The following is a 19,055-nucleotide window of genomic DNA, read 5'->3' as shown; positions in this document are numbered from 1 at the left end:
CCGAAAAGCAAAAGGCGGACCATAGGGCCCGCCTTTCGAAAATCTAAACTCGTACGAGCATGCGTCGATTAACGCAGGTCGCTGCCACCGTCGGTTTCGCCTTCAGTGGAGCCACTGGCTGCCAGAGCAGCAGCAAGAAGAGCAGCACCCAGCAGAGCTGGAACGACTGCGCCGCCTGCGGAACCCAGAAGGCCGCCGCCGAGGGAACCTGCGCTGGAACCAGCAGGAGCAGCTGTTGGGATGATGAGGATTTCATCATCGTCAGTGCCGGCTGGGGACAGGTCGCCTGCGAATGCAGTGGACGACATAGCAACGATTGCGGTTGCTGTGATAAGCGATTTGTAAAGCATAATAACTCCTGATCAGTATTTAGCACACGGCAACGCCGCGCACGTCTTAGCGCTACCTTCGATATAGAATGCCCTTACGGCAAACGCACGAGTTTTTTGACGATCGAGTGCGATTTTCGGCTGAAATAGGTCAAATACGGACCATGTCACTGCCAAATTGCCTAATTGATCGGCGATTCTTTGCTAAAGGCGCTGATAAACGAGGTATCCAAGCCCGATCGAGACGAACTGCCGGGTTTGTACGATCTGGCCGTTGGACGTGACCCAATAGAGATTCGTAAAGTTCACACGGTCGTTTTCACAGGTTTCCCTGAATTTGCGCGTGGCGAAATCCCGTTCGACAATGGTGATCGTCTCGGCTTTGTCGAAGGCCATGTCGCATTGGTACGTATCCGTTTCGATCTGGTCCAGTCCGGTCAGAACATCATACCGTCGGCTGTGGCTTCCGCCCCCTGTCGTCAGGGACCGGCGGGCCGCATCGGTATCCGCCCCCATCAGATCAAAGCCGGAAGCGCGGGTGGCCACCACCATCCCGTCGCGCAGGCTGACCGATACCCCGTCCGAACTGATCCATGTGACCGCACCTGGTCGGGTGGAAACCGGCGACAACAGATCAACCGAACCGCGCGACACAAGGCTGACCAGCAACAGGTCCGCATCCGCGGCCTCGATCGCGGCGCGGGTGAGAGCGGGCTGCGGGGCGGGCTGCGCGTTTGCTGCCGCTTCGCCACTCAGGATCGATTCCGCAACCGTTTTCAAAGTGGACGATGTCGCACCCTGGCCCAACGGCCCGCATGCAGCAAGGCCGGACAGGACGCCGGCGCACAGAAGTCTCGAAATCAACGCCAAAACCGCCCCCAATTATCCTGCATTTGTGACGGATGACCGTCGCGGACGATGTTGTACAGCCGTCCATCCACTGACAACCGCGCCCCGCCATCGCGTGCAAGCGATTGCAGATTTGCGGAACTGGTGTCGCGGGTCGGTGTCCCCAGGGCCCAATCCAGCGGAATTTCCAGACGGATGCCTTTGTCGAAAGATCCTTCGCCAAAATCTTCGAACGGAACATCCGTGAGGGTGAAATACGCCCCCACTTTCCAACCGTTGTCGAATTCGCGATCCAGCGCAAAGGTCGCGCCCCAGTCTCCGGCCAGATACCGCCCGACATCGACTTGCGCCTGAAACCCGTTTTCGAAATCGTAATACGCCGACACGTGACCGCTCAGCACATCATAGATGTCGTCACTCGTGTCCGTACAATCGGAATTCAGGCAACTGGGCCGGAACCCGAAGCCAAGATCAAAATCACGCTGCGCGACGTAGTTAAGCTCTGCCCCGAGGGCGAGGCGGCTTGTCGTCGGCTTCCAGAGCACCTCAGTGGAAATACCGCCGAAGTTGCGTTCAAGATACCCCACCGACACACGGCTATACAGGTCACGTCCGGGGCGGCCGTACCAAGCAACAAAAAGGTTTTCGATTCCGTTGCCGCTTTCGGCGCCATAGCGCAGGCCGGACCGGCGGATGTCGGGCAGGGTCGAGACCCCGATGGACCCGATTTCATCGCGGTTGCCCCCGATCCGCTGCCGGAAAGTGCCCGCAGCCACGATGTTGGGCCGCAATTCATACTGGAACGTCGCCTCGATGCCCACGTCGCCGCGCACGGGCTGTTCCCCATCAAAAAGCGACAGTTCCAGATAGGGATAGACGCCCCATAGAAAGGCTGCGTTTTCAGTCTCGTAGGTGATGGCGGGGTCGGGTCCGGCGGCGTCCGCAAACAGCGCGCGCTCATAAATACGGTCTGATGCGCCGGCTGTGTTTTCCAGACGTTCCAGATCGCCGCGGCTGAGGGTCACGGAAGACAGGGCGATGCCGCGCCGTGACGGCTCCAGCACGAAGGTGTCGATGTTTTGGGGCGCGGCCTGCGTCAGGATGCGGGCCACCCGCCCGATCGCTTGGGATTCGGCGCGGAATTTCGAGTTCTCATAACGCACACGTAGGGATGTGCCCTGAACCTCGGCCCCCAGCAGGCGAAACCCGTCCGTGGCCAGAACCTGACCCAGAATATCGACGCCTGTCGCCTGCTCGGACGGTGTGGCCCAGGATGCAGCGGCAATCACGTTCTCGCCGCGCACAGCAACAGGCAAAGGCGCGGGGCCAAAGCCGCTGTCGGTGGCCGGTTCCGTTGGATCAATGACAAAGGTCGCCGACAATCCGATCTGGTTGCCGTAGGCATAGTATCCGCCCAACTGGACCCAGTCATCAGGCTCCCATGTCACGCCGAAGTTCAGCGGCGACGTCCGCTCGAACCCGATCAGGCGTTCCTCGCGAGTGTAGGCATCAGACGAATATTCCGCCAAAAGCGTCCATTCATCGTTTACACGCCATTCGACGCCCCCGAAAAAGGCCGCATCACCGCGAAAGAACTGACCTGACAAAATCGTCCCGCCGGTGCTGACGCTGTCGTCAGGGCGGGTTTCAAAGCCTGCGTCGATCACGCCAAGCGGGTTGGTGAACCCGCCGACCGATCCAAGACGCCCCCAGCCGATGCCGCCGGTCACGCGCAGATCGGACCCGATGGTCTTGGTCGCAACGATATATTCGCTGCTGTAACGCCCCGTCCCCAGAAAATCGCGCAGGCCGATGGCAATGGCAGGGCGGATGTCCCCTTCATAGGCCAGCTGGTATTGCGCATCGAAGCTGCGGTCGAACGTGTCGATGTAGCTGTAGCGGAAATTGCCCGACAAACGCGGCAAAAGCTGGAAAGAGAACGTCGCCCGCTGCGTCGTGCCGAACCCCCCGATGGTGGCCGAAATCTCGCCGTCTTTCGGGGCCACGGCGGTTGGCATGTCGATGATCCCCGGCGTGCCGAACAGCGAATAGGTCGCGCGCCAGTCATCATCCGCCACCGCCGGAGAGGCAAGGACGACACAAGCAGCCAGATGTGTCAGGGCGAAGGATTTTGTAAAAGCAGACATGCAAAAGGTCTGCCACTGTCCCGCCGCCTTTCGCAACCTTATTTTGTCAGGGCCGGAAACTTGTTTCCATGTGGTGGACAAATGCCATAATTCAAAACCAGACCATTCGGGGACCCCAAAGCAATGCAAACAGTGATCCTAGGCGCACAGGGCCAGCTGGGCGGGGTTCTGCACCGTCATGCCCGTCGTGCCGGACTGGATTGGACGGGTCAGGGGCGCAGGGCGGGTGCGGATGTCATATGGTCTTTACAGGACAAGCCAGCTGAGGCTGTCTTTCCCGAAAACGGAACCATCATCAACATGATCGGCTATGCCGGACCTGATGAAGACGCTTTACAACAGGCCAATATAGACGCCACAGACCGCATCCTGACCCTCGCAAAGGCCCATGGTGTGGCACACGTCATCCTTGCCTCTTCCGCTGCGGTTTACGGCAATGCCGGTACGGCCCCGATCACCGAAGAGGCTCCCCTTTCCCCGCTGACCCCTTATGCCGACAGCAAGGTCAGGATGGAGGCGCTGGCGCAGGCGGCGGCTGGGGTGGCTGGCAGCCCTGCCATCACAATTCTGCGGATCGGCAATGTGGCCGGGTCCGACGCGCTCACCACCATCGCCCGCCGCCGCATCGCTGCGGGTGCTGCGATGGACCTGCACCGGTTTGCCGACGGAACAGCGCCGGTGCGCTCCTACATCGGGCCGCGCGATCTGTTCGATGTGGTGGCCGCCCTCGCCCCACAGCCGCCCGCCGCGATCCGCACCGTCAATGTCGCGGCTCCTGATCCTGTCCCCCTCGACCATGTCATGACCGCCTATAAGACCCATGTTTTACCGGATCTTGTCTGGCAGGACGCGCCCGCCCCGGACAGCGTGCCCAAGCGCGTGATCCTGTCCATCCAAGCGCTTCGGGCGCTGGTCGACCTTCCGTCGGCCTCCGACTATGCCACGCATATGGCGCGCCAGGTGCAAGAGGACATCAGCCCGTGAAACGTCTGTTTGACATCCTGTGCGCCGCGCTGATCCTTATGCTGTCCGCCCCTGTTATGCTGGTTATCGCCCTATTGATCCGTCATCACGACCGCGGCCCTGTCTTTTATGTGGCCGAACGAATGAAAACGCCGCAGCAGCCGTTTCACCTGATCAAGTTTCGCACCATGACCCATGTGGATGCCGCCCAGAACGGCGGCGTCACCGGCGGCGATAAATCCGGCAGGATCACACCCATAGGCCGCGTGCTGCGCCGGTTCCGTCTGGATGAATTGCCACAGGCCATCAATGTGCTGCGCGGCGACATGAGCATTGTCGGCCCGCGCCCGCCCCTGCGTCAGTATACCGATGCCTTTCCTGAACTTTATGCTCGTGTCCTGCGGTCCCGCCCCGGTATCACCGGCCTCGCGACGTTGCATTTTCACCGCCACGAAGAACGCCTGATCGCCCGTGCCACCACCGCCGCAGAAACCGAGGCGATCTACACCCGCCGCTGCATCCCGCGCAAAGCGACGTTGGATTTGATCTACCAACGTCATGCTTCGGTCTGCTTTGACATTGTGATCCTGTGGCAGACCATTGCCCGCGTGTTGGGGCGGTGAAACCACAACACGCGCCTGACTTGTGACATATCCGCGATTTTGCTGGTCCGCCGGACCGGTCCCGCGCTATGACAGCGCCAAAACGAACGAGGCGTGCCCATGAAAATTGCAGTGATCGGAACAGGCTATGTGGGCCTTGTGTCGGGGGTATGTTTTTCCGATTTCGGGCACGATGTGGTTTGCGTTGACAAGGACCCTGCCAAGATCGAGATGCTGGAGGCCGGACAGGTCCCCATCTTTGAACCCGGCCTTGAGGACCTTATGGCCAAGAACGTTGAGGCCGGCCGCCTGACGTTCACCCGTGATCTGGCCACCGCCATCGACGGGGCCGAGGCCGTGTTCATCGCCGTGGGCACCCCCACCCGCCGGGGCGACGGGCACGCGGACCTGACATTTGTCATGGCCGTAGCGGAGGAAATTGCCAAAGCCGCCACCCATTACACTGTCATCGTCACCAAATCGACCGTGCCTGTGGGCACCAACCGTCAGGTCAAACAGGTCGTGCGCAAGGCGAACCCTGATCTTGACTTCGACGTGGCCTCCAACCCCGAATTTTTGCGCGAAGGGGCCGCGATTGACGACTTCATGCGTCCGGACCGCGTGGTCGTGGGCGTGCAGACAGACCGCGCCGCTCAGGTCATGGCAGACGTGTACCGGCCCTTGTTCTTGCGGGATTTTCCGATCGTCACCACCGATCTGGAAAGCGCCGAGATGATCAAATACGCCGCCAACGCATTTCTGGCGACCAAGATCACCTTTATCAACGAAATTGCTGCCCTGTGCGAACGCACCGGCGCGGATATCAAGCAGGTCAGCAAGGGCATGGGCCTTGACGGGCGGATCGGCAACAAGTTCCTGCACGCAGGCCCCGGCTATGGCGGGTCGTGTTTCCCCAAAGATACCAAAGCCTTGGCGCGTATCGGTCAGGAACATGCCGTGCCCATGCAGATCACCGAGACCGTCATCAAGGTGAACGAAGAGGTCAAACGCCGCATGATCGACAAGCTGCTGGACCTGTGCGACGGCACGTTTAACGGCAAAACCATCGCTGTCCTCGGCGTGACCTTCAAACCCAACACCGACGACATGCGCGATGCCCCCGCCCTGACGATTATTCCCGCCATGGTGGGCGGTGGTGCCAAAGTCCGCACTGTCGATCCGCAAGGGATGCACGAGGGAGAGGCGCTTTTGCCTGGCGTCAAATGGATGGATGATCCGTACAAGGCCGCACGCAACGCCGATCTTGTGGTGATCCTGACCGAATGGAACGAATTCCGCGGCCTCGACCTGAAACGTATGGCCAAACATATGGCGACCGCGCGCATGGCCGATCTGCGCAATATCTATTCCACCAAAGACGCCAAACGCGCGGGGTTTCAGGCCTATATCTCCATCGGGCGCTCCCCGCTGGAAACGATGGATGAGGGCGCATAATGCCCACCGCGCTGATCACCGGCTCAGCCGGATTTATTGGTTATCACCTGTCCAAACTGCTGCTGGCGCAGGGGTTCGATGTGGTCGGTTTCGACGCCATGACGGATTACTACGATGTCCGCCTGAAAGAACGGCGTCAGGCCAATCTGCTGCAATCGGCGCGCTTTCGTGCGGTCAATGACCGGCTTGAGGCGGACGGCGTCCTGCACGATCTGGTGGCCGACGTGCGCCCCGATTATGTGATCCACCTCGCCGGGCAAGCGGGCGTGCGCTATTCCATCGATGCGCCGCGATCCTACGTTGATGCCAATATCATCGGCACGTTCAACCTGCTTGAGGCCGTGCGCGCCACGCCGGTGAAACACCTGCTGCTCGCCTCGACCTCCTCCGCCTATGGGGCGAACACGCAGATGCCCTACACAGAGACGGACAAGGCCGACACGCAGATGTCGTTCTATGCGGCCACCAAAAAGGCGAATGAGGTCATGGCCCACAGCTATGCCCATCTTTACGACATCCCCACGACCATGTTCCGGTTCTTCACGGTCTATGGCCCTTGGGGACGGCCCGACATGGCGCTGTTCAAATTCACCAAGGCCGTGTTGAACGGGGACGCGATCGACGTCTACAACCACGGCGACATGCGCCGCGATTTTACCTATGTCGAAGACCTCGTGCGCGGCATTCACCTGCTGCTGGACGCTGTGCCCCAACGGCTGGATGAGGTGCCCGATGGCGACAGCCTGTCGCCCGTGGCCCCCCACCGCATCGTCAACATCGGCAACGGCGAACCCGTGCAGCTTATGGCCTTTATCGAAGCGATTGAGAAAGCACTGGGCCAGACCGCACAAAAGAATTTCATGGATATGCAGCCCGGCGATGTGCCCGCCACTTGGGCGGACGGGACACTGCTAAAAACCCTCACGGGCTATGCCCCCAAAACGGACGTGCAAACCGGCGTGCAGGCGTTTGTCGACTGGTACCGCGACTATTACGATGTTTGATGCGCCCGGTGCGCGGGCGACGTTTGAAGCCGCGTTAACGCGGCCTGCCCCGCGTGCCGACCCGTGGCCAGACAGCCGGTGATCAGATAGCCACCCGTCGGCGCCTCCCAATCAAGCATTTCACCGGCGCAGAACACACCGGCCCTGTCGCGGAGCTCAAGGTCATCAGTCAGTGCATCAAAGCGCACACCGCCCGCAGTTGAAATCGCCTCATCCATGGGACGAGGGGCCAGCGGCGGAAAGGGCAGCGCCTTTAGCGTCGCGGCGATGTCCTGTGCCCCGCGCCCGAATTCATTGAAGAGCGCGCGTTTCACGCCGTCCAGTTTCAACGTCTTGCGCATGACGTTGGCCAAGGATTGCTTGGCTTTGCCGGAGGCCAGCCGCGTGCGTATGTCGTCCAGGGTCATGTCTGGCAGCAGGTCCAGCATCAGCGGCGCACCGTCGCGCATGGCGGCTGAAACGGCATAGATGCCGCCGCCTTCAATCCCGCGTTTTGAGACGATGAATTCCCCACGGCTGTCCAACCCACCGGCCGTCAAACGACACCCTTTGACGGCAGCGCCGAAATGCGCGGTCATATGCGGGGACCAAGACACCTCAAACCCGACGTTGGCAGGCTGAAACGGCGTCATCACCTGCGGCATGACGCCGGCCCAAACGCCATCCGATCCCAGCCGCGCCCAACTGGCCCCGCCCAGCGCCAGAACGGTGACGCGCGCCACGATCCGCTTTTCGCCATCCGGTGTATCAAAGACCGCCGAGGGGCCATCCCAGCCGGTCCAGCGCCAGCGGGTCCGGACCTCTACATCTTGGTCCGCCAACTGCCTCATCCACGCCCGCAACAGAGGCGACGCCTTCATTGTTTTGGGAAACACGCGCCCCGTTGATCCGGTGAAGACCTCTTGCCCAAGTGCTTTGGCCCAGTCCTGCACCGCGTCAGGCCCGAAGGCTGTCAGTGTCGGGGCCAGCGCAGGTTGGGCGGTGCCATACCACGTCTGAAACGCATCCGCCGGTTCGTCTTTGGTCAGGTTCAAACCGGACTTTCCCGCCATCAGAAATTTGCGTCCCACGGTGGGCATCCGGTCGGCCACGATGACGCTGTGCCCCGCCGCTGAAATGACATCAGCGGCCATCAAGCCCGCCGGACCACCCCCAATGATCAGGGCGTCAATCACTCGGGCAGCGCGGGGGCCGCGCCCTTCAGGTGGACCACACGTTGCGGGAACGGGATTTCGATGCCTGCGTCTTTTAACGCATTCCAAATCGCAAACCGCACGTGGCTGCGGTATTTGTTCTTGCCGTCATCAATGCCGTTGACCCAGAATTCCACGACAAAGTCGATGCCGCTATCGCCAAACCCGTCCAGTTCCACATCGGGTTCTTCGGGCTGATCTAACACAAAATCCAACGCCGCCACCGCAGGCCCCACGATATCAGGGATGCGGTTTATGTCGGTGTCATAGCTGACCGAGAACGACACATCATACCGATTGGCAGACCCGCTGTCGGAATAATTGACCACCCGTGTGACGATGAAATCCTCGTTCGGGACAACGATCCATTTGCCGTCATAGGTTTCTAGGATTGCGGCGCGGGCCGTCATGCGCACAATCGTACCGGCCTCGCCCCCGTCGAGTTCAACGTAATCCCCGACCGTCGCCTGACCTTCCAACAGCAAGATCACGCCGGACACGAAGTTGGACGCAATCTTTTGCAGGCCGAAACCGATACCGACACCCAAGGCACCGGTCAGCACCGCAAGCGACGTCAGGGGGATACCAGCGATGTTCATCGCCACAAGGAAGGCCGCGCCAAAGATCGCGATCTCAGCCGCTTTTGCCGCCAACTGGCGCGTCGCGGGGCGCATTTCCTGCTTTTCGATGATCGCGGTAGACTGGTCGTTGGACCAGCGGCCCAGCCAGAACATGATCGACGCCACCACCAGAAACCGCAGCAAACCCAGCAAAGAAAACGACATGTTCCCCAGCGGAATAATTGTCGTTTCCATCCACAGCAGCAGCGGATCAAGAAAGCCCAATGCATAGATCGCGGCCAGTGGCACCAGCACCGTCTTGCCCAACGCCTTGAGCATCGGATCGGTCAGCATATCGCGCACAAAGGCACGCACGGCCAGGAACAGGAAAACCCGTTTGCCGAAGGCAATAACCTCACCCGATCCGAAGATCGACCGCGTGACCTGTTCCCCGATGGCTGTCAGCCCGAAGGCCAATAATGGCAACAGCAGGGGCAAGAACAACAGAACAAACCGGCGCACTTTGGCCAACAGGGAGTCATTGCCCTGCGTCGGGGTCAGCAGTTGGGTCAGCTTGGGGTTCAGTTTTCGGGTGATCACCACCGCAGCCAGATAGGACCCCACCAGCAGGGCAAACTGCACCCAATTTGCGGGGTCGATGATCCACGCCAGCGCGACCTCATAGGCGGTCATGCCGTATCCCATTGCCGTTTCGAGCATATTTTCCATGCAGCCGTTCCCTCCAGCGCGTTACCGCCAGTTAAACGAGGCCTAGCCTGCAATCAACGCCTTGATCCCTTTGATCTGGTCCAAGGGAGCTGAAAGCGTAGGCGCGATCAGTGCCTCCACAGCGTCCTCCAGCCCCGTCTGCGCGATCACGTCGATCAATCCGGCGGCCTGTGCCTCGGATGCCGTCAGTTTGGCCCCCGTCAGAAGGATGCGTTTGGCCACGGCGGGCCCCACCAGTTCTTTCAGCCGCGCGGGGTCGGACGGTTGGGGCAAGACACCAATCTTGATGACGGGGTAAAACACTTTGGCCGACGGAACGGCGACGCGCAGATCACAGGCCAGCATCATACCCATGGACCCCCCCGCGCAGGACCCGTTGAGTGCCGCGACGCTCAGCCCTTCGAACCCCGCGATGGCTGACGACAACCTTTCCCAGGCGGGCGAGGTCGCCAATGTCCCATGGCGCACGTCGTCCAGATCGGCGCCTGCGCTGAACACGGATCCCGCACCGGTCAGGATCAACACCTTGCACGTGGCACCCTCAACATGACCGGCCAGATCGTTCAACATCGCCTCGGTCAGGGCATTTGCCTTGTCGGGCCGGTTGATCCGCAAGGTCAGGCGGTCTGTGTCGGGGATCGCCTCAATCATATCAGGCCGACAGCGCGGCGGACGTCCTCATCGCGCAAGGACACATCGTCGCCCAGAAAGCTGTCAGCGGCGGCGGTGCACATCCACATCAGCGCCTTGGCGGGCCATTCGGGCGGGATGTGGTCGGACCACTCAAGCTGACTGACCGGATTGATGCCCGACGCCTTGATGTCGCGCTGCATATCTGTCGCCACGGTGCCGGGGGACAGGCCAAGGATGCGCAGGCCCTTGTCGCGGGCTTCCTTGTCGGCGCAGCGGGTCAGCATATAGGCCCCCGCCTTGGACGCACAGTAGGAGGACCAACCCTCGACCGGGCCGTGGGCCGCACCTGAGGACACGGTGATGATCGTGCCTGCGCCACGGTCAATCATCCCCGGCATGGCCGCGCGCATGCCGTTGAACACACCCTTGAGGTTCACGTCGATGGTGGCGCCCCAGGCGTCCACATCGGCCTCTGCCAGATGGCTGATCGGGTCCAGCAATCCGGCATTGCCGATCAGAACATCCAGTGGTCCGAATGCGCCTTCGGTTCTGGCAATCGCATCCGACACGGACCGGTAATCGGCGACGTCGCACGGCACTGCCATAGCCCCATCGCCCAATTCATCCGCCAACGCCCCAATCGCATCTGCCGACCGCGCGACCAACGCGACCTTCGCCCCGGCGGCCACAAATTCGCGCGCCGTCGCCGCCCCGATCCCGCGGCTCGCCCCTGTGATCAAAACGACCTTTTCTGTCATATCCATCGCGCAGCCTCCTGAAAAAATGCACATATCCACGCGAATACAACCGCGTTGTCACGTTTTCCTGACCTTGACCCTTCGCGGCTGAGTTGAAAAGCTGTCTTCAACAGTTTTTGACAAAGGAAATTCCATGCGCCGTCTGCCGCTTCTTCGCCACACCCCTCTGATCGCTGCCATCCTGTGTGGCACATCCGCCGCCGCCGATGTCACCGCCCAACAGGTCTGGGACAGCTGGACCACGCAGATGGAAACCTTCGGTCAGGGCTTCAGCACCGGCGGTGAGGAAATGTCAGGCGACACCCTGACAGTGTCAGACGTGCGCATCGAAATGACCGATGACGACGTCACGGTTCTTGCAGATCTGGGCGATATCGCCCTGACAGAGAATGGCGATGGCACGGTCAGCATCAGCATCCCCGACAGCTATCCCATGACCGTGAAATTCACGCCGGAGTTTGAAGAACCCGGAACGCTGATCATGACGGTCCGACAGTCCAACATGGATATTGAAGTGTCGGGTGAACCCGACGCGATGCAGTATGACATCAGTGCCGACCTTTATTCCTTTACGGCAGACAGTCTTGAAGGTGCCGCAGCCCAACAGGTCGAACTGGGCCAGTCCGCCCTTGTGATGCGCGACATGGCCGGCACCTATTCAATCACCGAAGGCGAAGTGAACGAGGTCGATTACAGCTTCGATCTGGGCGCGCTGGATATTGATGTGAATTTTGCCGACACGGGTGGCAGCAACTCTGTCTCACTGGCGGCGGATATGGCCGAACTGGCCATGGCTGCGACGGTGGCGATCCCGCCCGATATGGACATGGATGCCGATGTTCCGCCCTTCATTGACGGTCTGGCCATGACCGGCGGGTATACCTTTGGCGATGTACGATATGTTTTCGACATCGCGGCCGATGGCGAAAACGTGTCGGGGACGGCTGTCACCGAAGGCGGTCGGATGGATTTCGGGTTTGATTACGACGGCGCCTCCTACAGCGGCGGGGCGCAGGGCATTGATGTGTCTGTCAGCGCCCCTCAGGAACTGCCCTTTCCGATTGACGTCACAATGGCAAAATACGGCTTCGATTTTGCTGTACCTCTGAGCGCGGGCAGCGGTGGCCCACGGGATGCCCGTCTGGCATTCGATTTCACCGATCTGTCTGTCAGTGACGGCATCTGGAACCTGTTTGACCCCGCCCAGACCCTGCCGCGCGATGCCATCACCCTGGCCCTCGGGCTTGATCTGCAAATCACGCCTTTCTTCGACTTTCTTGATCCGGCCCAGCAAGAGGCCATGACCGGCACCGATGTCCCCGGAGAACTGAACGCCGTCACGATCACCGATCTGACCCTGCGCGCCGCCGGGGCCGAAATCACCGGCGACGGGGCCTTCACCTTTGACAACACCGACGTCGAGACATTCGACGGGTTCCCCCGCCCCGAAGGGGAAGTGAACCTTGCTATCAATGGCGTCAACGGCCTGATCGACAATCTGATCGAAATGGGGCTGATCCCGCAGGATCAGGCGATGATGCCGCGCATGATGCTGGGCATGTTTGCCACGCCGGTGGGCGACGACATGCTTACCTCCACGCTCGGTGTCAATTCCGAGGGCCATGTCCTCGCCAACGGGCAGCGCCTGCGCTAGGTAAGGGCCAAGTTGTGCCAGAATGCGTCCCGCCAAGCGGGGCGCGACCAGTTTGCAGGAGAGTTCCATGTCCCGATCTTTCACCACCAGCCTTGCGGTCCTGACCGCCGCCCTTGCGACCCCGGTCTTTGCCGACGTTACAGCGGCGGATGTCTGGTCGAACCAGCAGGCGCTGATCAGTGCGGCGGGCGGAACGCTGTCCGGTGATCCATCCGGCGGTTCTGTGTCGCCTGAACTGAATTTCATCCTGCCCGGCGGCGAAGCCTCCTTCCAGATCACCGCCGATGCCCTTGCCATGTCCGAAAACGGTGATGGCAGCGTGACAATCACCTATCCCTCCCCCATGGCGATCACTCTGTCCGGCGGCGCTGCGGGCGAAGGGTCCTTCAACGCCGAAATGGTCATGACCCACGACGGCTACACGGCTGTCGCCACGGGTGAACCGGGCGACATCGCCTATGATACAGATGCCACGAACCTGCGCATTGAGGTCACCCGTATCACGATGGAAGGTGAGGGCGGCGAAAACGTCGATATGACCGGTTTCCTGACAATGACGGCGTTTTCCAATGACAGCCGCATTACCGAAGGCAACCTGATCCGATATGTCACCGAGTCGATGACCGGTGACAGCGTGGCAGAATTCACCTTTACCGCCGACAATGTCACGTCAATCAGCAAACAGACCACCCGGCCCATCCGGACATCCATCGACGCCAGCCTGCCTGTGGGCGGCTCCAACATTCTCAACCTGAGCCAGGCCATGCGCGACGGCCTGAGCGTGATGGTTGACAGTTTGGGCGAAGGGACCTCCTCCAGCAGCGTCACCACACTGGAAACCGATTTGCTGAACCGTCAGGAAAGCACCACCGGACCCCAGACGTTCACCCTCAGTCTTGGCGAAGACGGTATGGACCTCGACGTCGAAGCTGCCGATTTTACATTGCTGATGAACGATCCTCTGGTCTTTCCGGGTGATCTGGAATTTGCCATGGCCGGCATCTACGCAAAATATGTTCTTCCGCTTAATGCCTCGGACGAGGCACAGGATTTCCGCGTGGCCACGTCCATCACAGGCATCACTATGGCTGATACAATCTGGAACCTGTTTGATCCCGCGGGCCAGCTGCCCCGCGATCCCGCGGATATTACACTGGACGTGACAGGGGTGGGCACCAACGGTGTTGATCTTCTGGATTTTGCCGCGCTGTCCCAGATGGCCGGTCCACCACCGGTGGAAGTTGACGAGGTGACCATCGAATCCCTGCGCATCGCTGCTGTCGGGGCCGAGGCCACGGCGCAAGGTTCCATGACCTTTGACTGGACCGACTTTGAGACAATCCCCGGCCTGCCCCGTCCCGAAGGCGCAATCACGATCAATCTGAACGGGGCCAACGCGCTGATGGATACGCTGGTTGATATGGGTTTCATTCCCGCCGAGGATCTGATGATGCCACGTATGATGATGGGCATGTTCGCCACGCCGGTGGGCGATGACATGCTGGAATCCGTCATCGAAGTGAACGAACAGGGCCATGTTCTGGCCAACGGCCAGCGGCTCCAGTAACCGATCTTTGCAGCGGCCCGCCCTTGCGGGTCGCTGCAACACGGACTACCTGAGCAGGCAAGCAAAGGAAGTTTCATGACCCAATCGCTTGCCGATCTCACCCACCGTCTTATTGATGCCGCCAAAGCCGCAGGCGCGGATGCCGCGGATGCGGTGGCCGTCGCTGGTACCTCCGTGTCCATTGACGTGCGCAATTCTGTGCTTGAGGAAGCCCAGCGCGCCGAAGGCACCGATATCGGCCTTCGTGTCTTTGTGGGCAACCGGTCGGCCAATGTTTCCGCCTCCGACACCTCAGACCGCACGATTGAGGAAATGGCCCAGCGCGCCGTTGTTATGGCCGGTGCCGCCCCCGAGGACCCCAATGCGGGGCTGGCCGACCCTGCCCAGCTTGCCTCGGACCTTGACGTCAGCCGCCTTGATCTGGTTGACGCCAGCCCCGAACCCGATCCCGCATGGCTCGAGGACCAAGCGCGTGAGGCTGAAGCCGCAGCAATGTCCGTCGAGGGCGTCACACAGGCTCAGTCCACGACCGCCGCCTATGGCCGCCGTCAGGTCCATCTAGCGGCGACCAACGGGTTTTCCGGCGGCTATGAAAGCACTGCTCACACGCTTAGTTCCGTGGCCATTGCAGGGACCGGGACAGGCATGGAACGGGATTACGACTATGACAGCCGCATCCATCTGTCCGACCGCCGTTCTGCGGCAGACATCGGGCGGGTCGCAGGTGAACGCACCGTGGAACGCCACGGCGCGCGGCGGCCCAAGACCGGCACCTATCCGGTCGTGTTTGATGAACGCATCGCATCTTCGCTGATCGGGCATCTGCTGTCTGCCAGCAACGGGGCCTCAGTGGCCCGGGGATCATCGTGGCTGCTGGGCAAAGTGGGCGAACGCATCCTGCCGGACGATATCGACCTGATCGAAAATCCGCACCGCCCCCGCGTGGCGGGGTCGCGTCTGTTCGATGGCGAGGGCCTGCCCACATCCGAACGCAGGATCATCGAACATGGCGTCCTGACCGGCTGGACGCTGGACCTTTCGACAGCCCGCAAGCTGGACCTGAAAAGTACCGCCAGCGCGTCGCGCGGGACCTCCGGCCCGCCGTCCCCATCCGTCACCCATGTGGCCCTGACCCAAGGCACCCAAAGCAGAGCCGACCTGTTGCGCGACATGGGCACAGGTCTTCTGATCACCTCCATGATCGGGTCCACGATCAATCCCAACACAGGCGACTATTCACGGGGCGCATCGGGCTTTTGGGTTGAAAACGGCGAAATCGCCTATCCCGTGAATGAATGCACAGTGGCTGGCAACCTGTTGGATATGCTGGGCCGGATTGTGCCAGCCAATGACGCACGCACCCATCTGAGCCGTGTGGTGCCCAGCCTGATGGTCGACGGGATGACCCTCGCCGGTGAATGACCTTGACCTTCTGATCACCGCCGCCCGCCAGTCGGGCGACATCGCACGCCGGTATTTCAACGCCACGCCAGAAGTGTGGGAAAAATCGGACGGCCAAGGCCCTGTGACCGAGGCTGATTTGCACGTGAACCGCCAGCTAGAGGCTGACCTGCAGGCCGCGCGCCCCGACTACGGCTGGCTGTCCGAGGAAACCGAGGACGGCACAGCGCGTCAATCGACGGACCGTCAGTTCATCATCGACCCCATCGACGGCACCCGCGCCTTCATTGAAGGCAGCAAGGACTGGGCGCATTCGCTGGCGGTTGCCGAAGCGGGCCGAATTGTTGCAGGCGTGGTCTACCTGCCCATGCGCGACGCTCTCTATGCTGCCGCCTTGGGGCGGGGGGCCACGCTGAACGGGTCGCCTATCCGCGCGCAACCTGACAAACCCATCGACAGCGCCACGTTGCTTACGACCAAACCGATCATGGATCCGAAACACTGGGTGGCCGGTGTGCCGCCGTTCAACCGTACGTTCAGGTCATCACTGGCGTTTCGTCTGGCACTGGTGGCCGAAGGTCGTTTTGACGGGATGTTGACGTTCCGGCCCACGTGGGAATGGGATGTCGCCGCAGGCAGCCTGATCGTGACCGAGGCGGGTGGCCATGCCACCACAAAGGATGGCCAAGCCCCGCGTTTCAACAACCCCCACCCCCAGATCAACGGAATGGTTGCATCCGGCGGCATTCACGCACAGATCATGTCCGCCCTGAGATAGGCCAGCTTTACGCCGCCCCGACCACAGCCTAGTCTTCCTTCAATTCAATCTGACCAAAGGTGCCTCATGTCCCAACGTCTTCACCTCGTCTTCGGTGGCGAACTTGTCGATCCGACGAAAAATGCCTTCAAGGACGTCGATGACATCCACATCGTCGGCATGTTTCCCAATTACGAGGCCGCCTTCAACGCGTGGAAGGCCGAGGCCCAGCGCACCGTGGACAACGCGCATATGCGGTATTTCATCGCGCATATTCACCGTTTGCGGGACGAGGAACAGCCCGCCTCACCCACCGAAGAACTGGATTAAATCCGGACCGCGCCGGTGATCTGGGTCCATTGCGGAGAGGCAGGCGCGGTCGCCTCAACCAGATCGCTGGTGCGCCGTCTTTATGACCGTGGCGACGGCGTCGAGGTGCTCGTGACAGCCCATCCCGCCCTTCTGGAACAGCTCGACGACTTGCCGGAATCAGTGATCACGGATCTTCTGCCCGCCGACAGCCCGATGCGCGCGCGCGCGTTTTTGGATCACCACGCCCCCCGCTGCCTGATCTGGAACGGAGGCGACCTGCGGCCTGCCTTGCTGCGAACGGTCGCGGCATCCGGCCTTCCAGCGACCTTTATGAATGCCCGCGTGTCGGGCGTCATCGCCGGTGCGGCCCGCTGGATTCCCGGTGCCGCCAAATCTGCCGTGCAGGCGTTCGACACGATCCTGACCGCCGATGGGGCCACCGCGACGCGCTTGCGGCGCGGCGGAGTGTCCGCCGAGGCCGTCCACGCGACCGGTCCAATCCTCGAAGACCCGGTACCGTTGGCTCATGACGCCAATGAACTGACCGTCATGGTTGAGGCGCTGGAGGCCCGGCCTGTCTGGTTTGCCGCCAACATCAGTGCTGCCGAAGTCACCCATATGGCCGCCGCCCATCTGGCCGCCAGCCGCAAAAGCCACCGCATGATGCTGCTTATAACGCCTGCGGATATCGACAGCGGTCCAAGCGTGGCCAATGTCTTGCGCGACACAGGGCTGAAAACAGGCGTCCGGTCGCAAGGCGACGATCCTACGGCCGAAATGCAGGCCTATGTGGCCGACCTGCCCGCAGAATTGGGCCTTTGGTATCGCATCGCGCCACTTACCTTCATCGGTGGCACGCTCAGCGGGGGCAGTGTGACGTCGCCCTTTGATCCGATCATCCTTGGCTCCGCCGTCATCCACGGCCCCCGCAAGACCCCCCACGACGTCCGTTTCGAGAGGCTGGCCAGCGTCGAAGCCAGCCGCGAAATCCGCTCTGCGTCAGAACTGGGAATCGCGGTGGGAACCTTGCTGTCCCCCGAACAAACCGCCCGCATGGCCCTTGCCGGATGGGAAGAAATCACCCGCACTGCCGCGATCACGAACGACATCATCGACACCGCGCTGGCGCATGTAACCGGCGAAAGGCGCACCCGATGAAGCCCCCTGTCTTCTGGTACAAACCCCGCAGCCTGCGCGCGGCCCTGCTGGCCCCCTTGGGCGCGCTTTATGCAAAGGCCACGGCCCTGCGCGTTGCCAGACAGCCCGATTTTCGCGCCGAAATTCCTGTCCTCTGCATCGGCAATATCAACGCAGGCGGCACCGGCAAAACACCCACCGCCATGGCACTGGCCATGCGCCTGGGCGATCAGGGCCACCATGTCCATATCGTCAGTCGCGGCTATGGTGGCCGCCTCGACGGTCCCGTGCAGGTCGATCCGGCGACGCACAGCGCCGCCGACGTAGGGGATGAGCCGCTTTTGCTTGCGGCCTTTGCGCCGACATGGGTGTCCAAGGACCGCGCACGGGGCGTGCAACGGGCCGAGGCCGCAGGCGCCTCGATTATCCTGCTTGATGACGGGTTCCAAAATCCGTCGGTTCATAAGGACCTCAGCATCGTGGTCGTTGATGCGGTCAAAGGGTTCGGCAACGGCCGCACCCTGCCTGCGGGACCGTTGCGTGAACCCGCCGCTGCAGGGCTTGCCCGCGCAGATGCGCTACTGGTCATCGGCCCGGACCACGCGCGCCGCGCGTTCCAGCCCGACATTCCCCACAGCTGCATCCGCCTTGACGGCCAGCTTGATCCGCTGCCCACCGGGATGCCCTTGCACGGACTGCCGGTGCTGGCCTTCGCAGGCATCGGCCATCCGGAGAAATTTTTCGCGACCCTCAAATCCATGGGTGCCGACGTGGTGCGGGGGGAGGCATTGGACGATCACCAGCCCCTGACCGACAGCCTGATGCTGCGACTGGAGGCAGAGGCAAAGGCCCGTGGCCTACACCTTGTGACGACGGAAAAAGACGCGATCCGTCTGCCGGACAGCTTTCGCCCCAAGGTCATCACGATCCCCGTGCGACTGTCCGTGCAGGACTGGTCCGCGCTGGACAAAAAAATCGCGGCGCTGGGGTAGCGCCGCGATCAAT

Annotated in this window: 18 protein-coding genes; 11 read left to right on the top strand and 7 right to left on the bottom strand. The window is 61.4% G+C overall.

Annotation, left to right across the window (positions count from 1 at the left end; all coding sequences use genetic code 11):
• Positions 1-68 precede the first annotated feature (68 nt).
• The 3 genes from QZ653_RS08665 to QZ653_RS08655 form a co-directional block, all read right to left on the bottom strand.
• Positions 69-350 carry a hypothetical protein gene (locus tag QZ653_RS08665; protein ID WP_296419556.1) on the bottom strand — a complete coding sequence of 94 codons (282 nt, stop codon included), beginning with the start codon at positions 348-350 and terminating at the stop codon, positions 69-71.
• Positions 351-533: 183 nt separating this feature from the next.
• The gene (locus QZ653_RS08660) at positions 534-1,109 is read right to left on the bottom strand and encodes a YjbF family lipoprotein (protein ID WP_296419555.1); all 576 of its coding nucleotides are present in this window, start codon (positions 1,107-1,109) and stop codon (positions 534-536) included.
• 80 nt (positions 1,110-1,189) lie between these two features.
• A complete protein-coding gene (locus QZ653_RS08655) occupies positions 1,190-3,325 on the bottom strand; it encodes a YjbH domain-containing protein (protein ID WP_296419552.1) in 2,136 nt (711 codons plus the stop codon).
• A gap of 123 nt (positions 3,326-3,448) precedes the next feature.
• Between QZ653_RS08655 and QZ653_RS08650 the strand changes: the two genes are divergently transcribed.
• From QZ653_RS08650 to QZ653_RS08635, 4 genes are all read left to right on the top strand, one after another.
• Complete coding sequence (locus QZ653_RS08650; RefSeq protein ID WP_296419550.1) at positions 3,449-4,309, top strand: NAD-dependent epimerase/dehydratase family protein; 861 nt, start codon at positions 3,449-3,451, stop codon at positions 4,307-4,309.
• Positions 4,306-4,911 (top strand): sugar transferase, encoded by a 606-nt coding sequence (locus QZ653_RS08645; protein WP_296419548.1) that lies wholly within the window; start codon positions 4,306-4,308, stop codon positions 4,909-4,911. The genes QZ653_RS08650 and QZ653_RS08645 overlap by 4 nt, the downstream gene beginning before the upstream one ends.
• A gap of 99 nt (positions 4,912-5,010) precedes the next feature.
• Positions 5,011-6,345, top strand: coding sequence for a UDP-glucose dehydrogenase family protein (locus QZ653_RS08640; RefSeq protein ID WP_296419545.1), 1,335 nt, complete (start codon positions 5,011-5,013; stop codon positions 6,343-6,345).
• Positions 6,345-7,349 carry an NAD-dependent epimerase/dehydratase family protein gene (locus tag QZ653_RS08635; protein ID WP_296419542.1) on the top strand — a complete coding sequence of 335 codons (1,005 nt, stop codon included), beginning with the start codon at positions 6,345-6,347 and terminating at the stop codon, positions 7,347-7,349. The genes QZ653_RS08640 and QZ653_RS08635 overlap by 1 nt, the downstream gene beginning before the upstream one ends.
• Here QZ653_RS08635 and QZ653_RS08630 read toward each other — a convergent pair.
• Genes QZ653_RS08630 through QZ653_RS08615 form a run of 4 tightly spaced genes read right to left on the bottom strand, consistent with a single transcriptional unit; the run spans position 7,337 to position 11,228 of the window.
• Positions 7,337-8,524 carry a TIGR03862 family flavoprotein gene (locus QZ653_RS08630; RefSeq protein WP_296419540.1) on the bottom strand — a complete coding sequence of 396 codons (1,188 nt, stop codon included), beginning with the start codon at positions 8,522-8,524 and terminating at the stop codon, positions 7,337-7,339. The two genes, QZ653_RS08635 and QZ653_RS08630, sit on opposite strands and share 13 nt — an antisense overlap.
• Positions 8,521-9,831, bottom strand: coding sequence for a mechanosensitive ion channel family protein (locus tag QZ653_RS08625; protein WP_296419537.1), 1,311 nt, complete (start codon positions 9,829-9,831; stop codon positions 8,521-8,523). Before QZ653_RS08625 ends, QZ653_RS08630 begins: the two co-directional genes overlap by 4 nt.
• 42 nt (positions 9,832-9,873) lie before the next feature.
• A complete protein-coding gene (locus QZ653_RS08620) occupies positions 9,874-10,482 on the bottom strand; it encodes an enoyl-CoA hydratase/isomerase family protein (RefSeq protein WP_296419535.1) in 609 nt (202 codons plus the stop codon).
• Entirely contained in the window at positions 10,479-11,228 is a 750-nt protein-coding gene (locus QZ653_RS08615) for an SDR family oxidoreductase (protein ID WP_296419533.1), read from the bottom strand. The genes QZ653_RS08620 and QZ653_RS08615 overlap by 4 nt, the downstream gene beginning before the upstream one ends.
• A gap of 127 nt (positions 11,229-11,355) precedes the next feature.
• Here QZ653_RS08615 and QZ653_RS08610 point away from each other — a divergent pair, with 127 nt between their 5' ends.
• The 7 genes from QZ653_RS08610 (at position 11,356) to lpxK (ending at position 19,042) form a co-directional block, all read left to right on the top strand.
• Positions 11,356-12,876 (top strand): DUF2125 domain-containing protein, encoded by a 1,521-nt coding sequence (locus tag QZ653_RS08610; RefSeq protein ID WP_296419531.1) that lies wholly within the window; start codon positions 11,356-11,358, stop codon positions 12,874-12,876.
• 67 nt (positions 12,877-12,943) lie between these two features.
• Positions 12,944-14,443, top strand: a complete 1,500-nt coding sequence (locus tag QZ653_RS08605; RefSeq protein WP_296419529.1) for a DUF2125 domain-containing protein — start codon at positions 12,944-12,946, stop codon at positions 14,441-14,443.
• Between the two features lie 75 nt (positions 14,444-14,518).
• Positions 14,519-15,865 carry a TldD/PmbA family protein gene (locus QZ653_RS08600; RefSeq protein ID WP_296419526.1) on the top strand — a complete coding sequence of 449 codons (1,347 nt, stop codon included), beginning with the start codon at positions 14,519-14,521 and terminating at the stop codon, positions 15,863-15,865.
• Positions 15,858-16,622: a 3'(2'),5'-bisphosphate nucleotidase CysQ gene (locus QZ653_RS08595; RefSeq protein WP_296419524.1), complete on the top strand. Its 765-nt coding sequence runs from the start codon at positions 15,858-15,860 to the stop codon at positions 16,620-16,622. Before QZ653_RS08600 ends, QZ653_RS08595 begins: the two co-directional genes overlap by 8 nt.
• A 66-nt stretch (positions 16,623-16,688) precedes the next feature.
• Entirely contained in the window at positions 16,689-16,931 is a 243-nt protein-coding gene (locus tag QZ653_RS08590; RefSeq protein ID WP_296419521.1) for a DUF4170 domain-containing protein, read from the top strand.
• A 15-nt stretch (positions 16,932-16,946) separates the two neighbouring features.
• The gene (locus tag QZ653_RS08585; RefSeq protein ID WP_296419519.1) at positions 16,947-18,071 is read left to right on the top strand and encodes a 3-deoxy-D-manno-octulosonic acid transferase; all 1,125 of its coding nucleotides are present in this window, start codon (positions 16,947-16,949) and stop codon (positions 18,069-18,071) included.
• On the top strand, positions 18,068-19,042 hold the full coding sequence (lpxK, locus tag QZ653_RS08580; protein ID WP_296419518.1) for a tetraacyldisaccharide 4'-kinase: 975 nt from the start codon (positions 18,068-18,070) through the stop codon (positions 19,040-19,042). The genes QZ653_RS08585 and lpxK overlap by 4 nt, the downstream gene beginning before the upstream one ends.
• Positions 19,043-19,055: the final 13 nt, after the last annotated feature.

It is taken from the genome of Pseudooctadecabacter sp., assembly GCF_020627745.1.
Taxonomy (GTDB): domain Bacteria; phylum Pseudomonadota; class Alphaproteobacteria; order Rhodobacterales; family Rhodobacteraceae; genus Octadecabacter.
The sequence above is the reverse complement of the archived record's forward strand: the minus strand, read 5'-3'. Positions and strand labels throughout refer to the sequence as shown.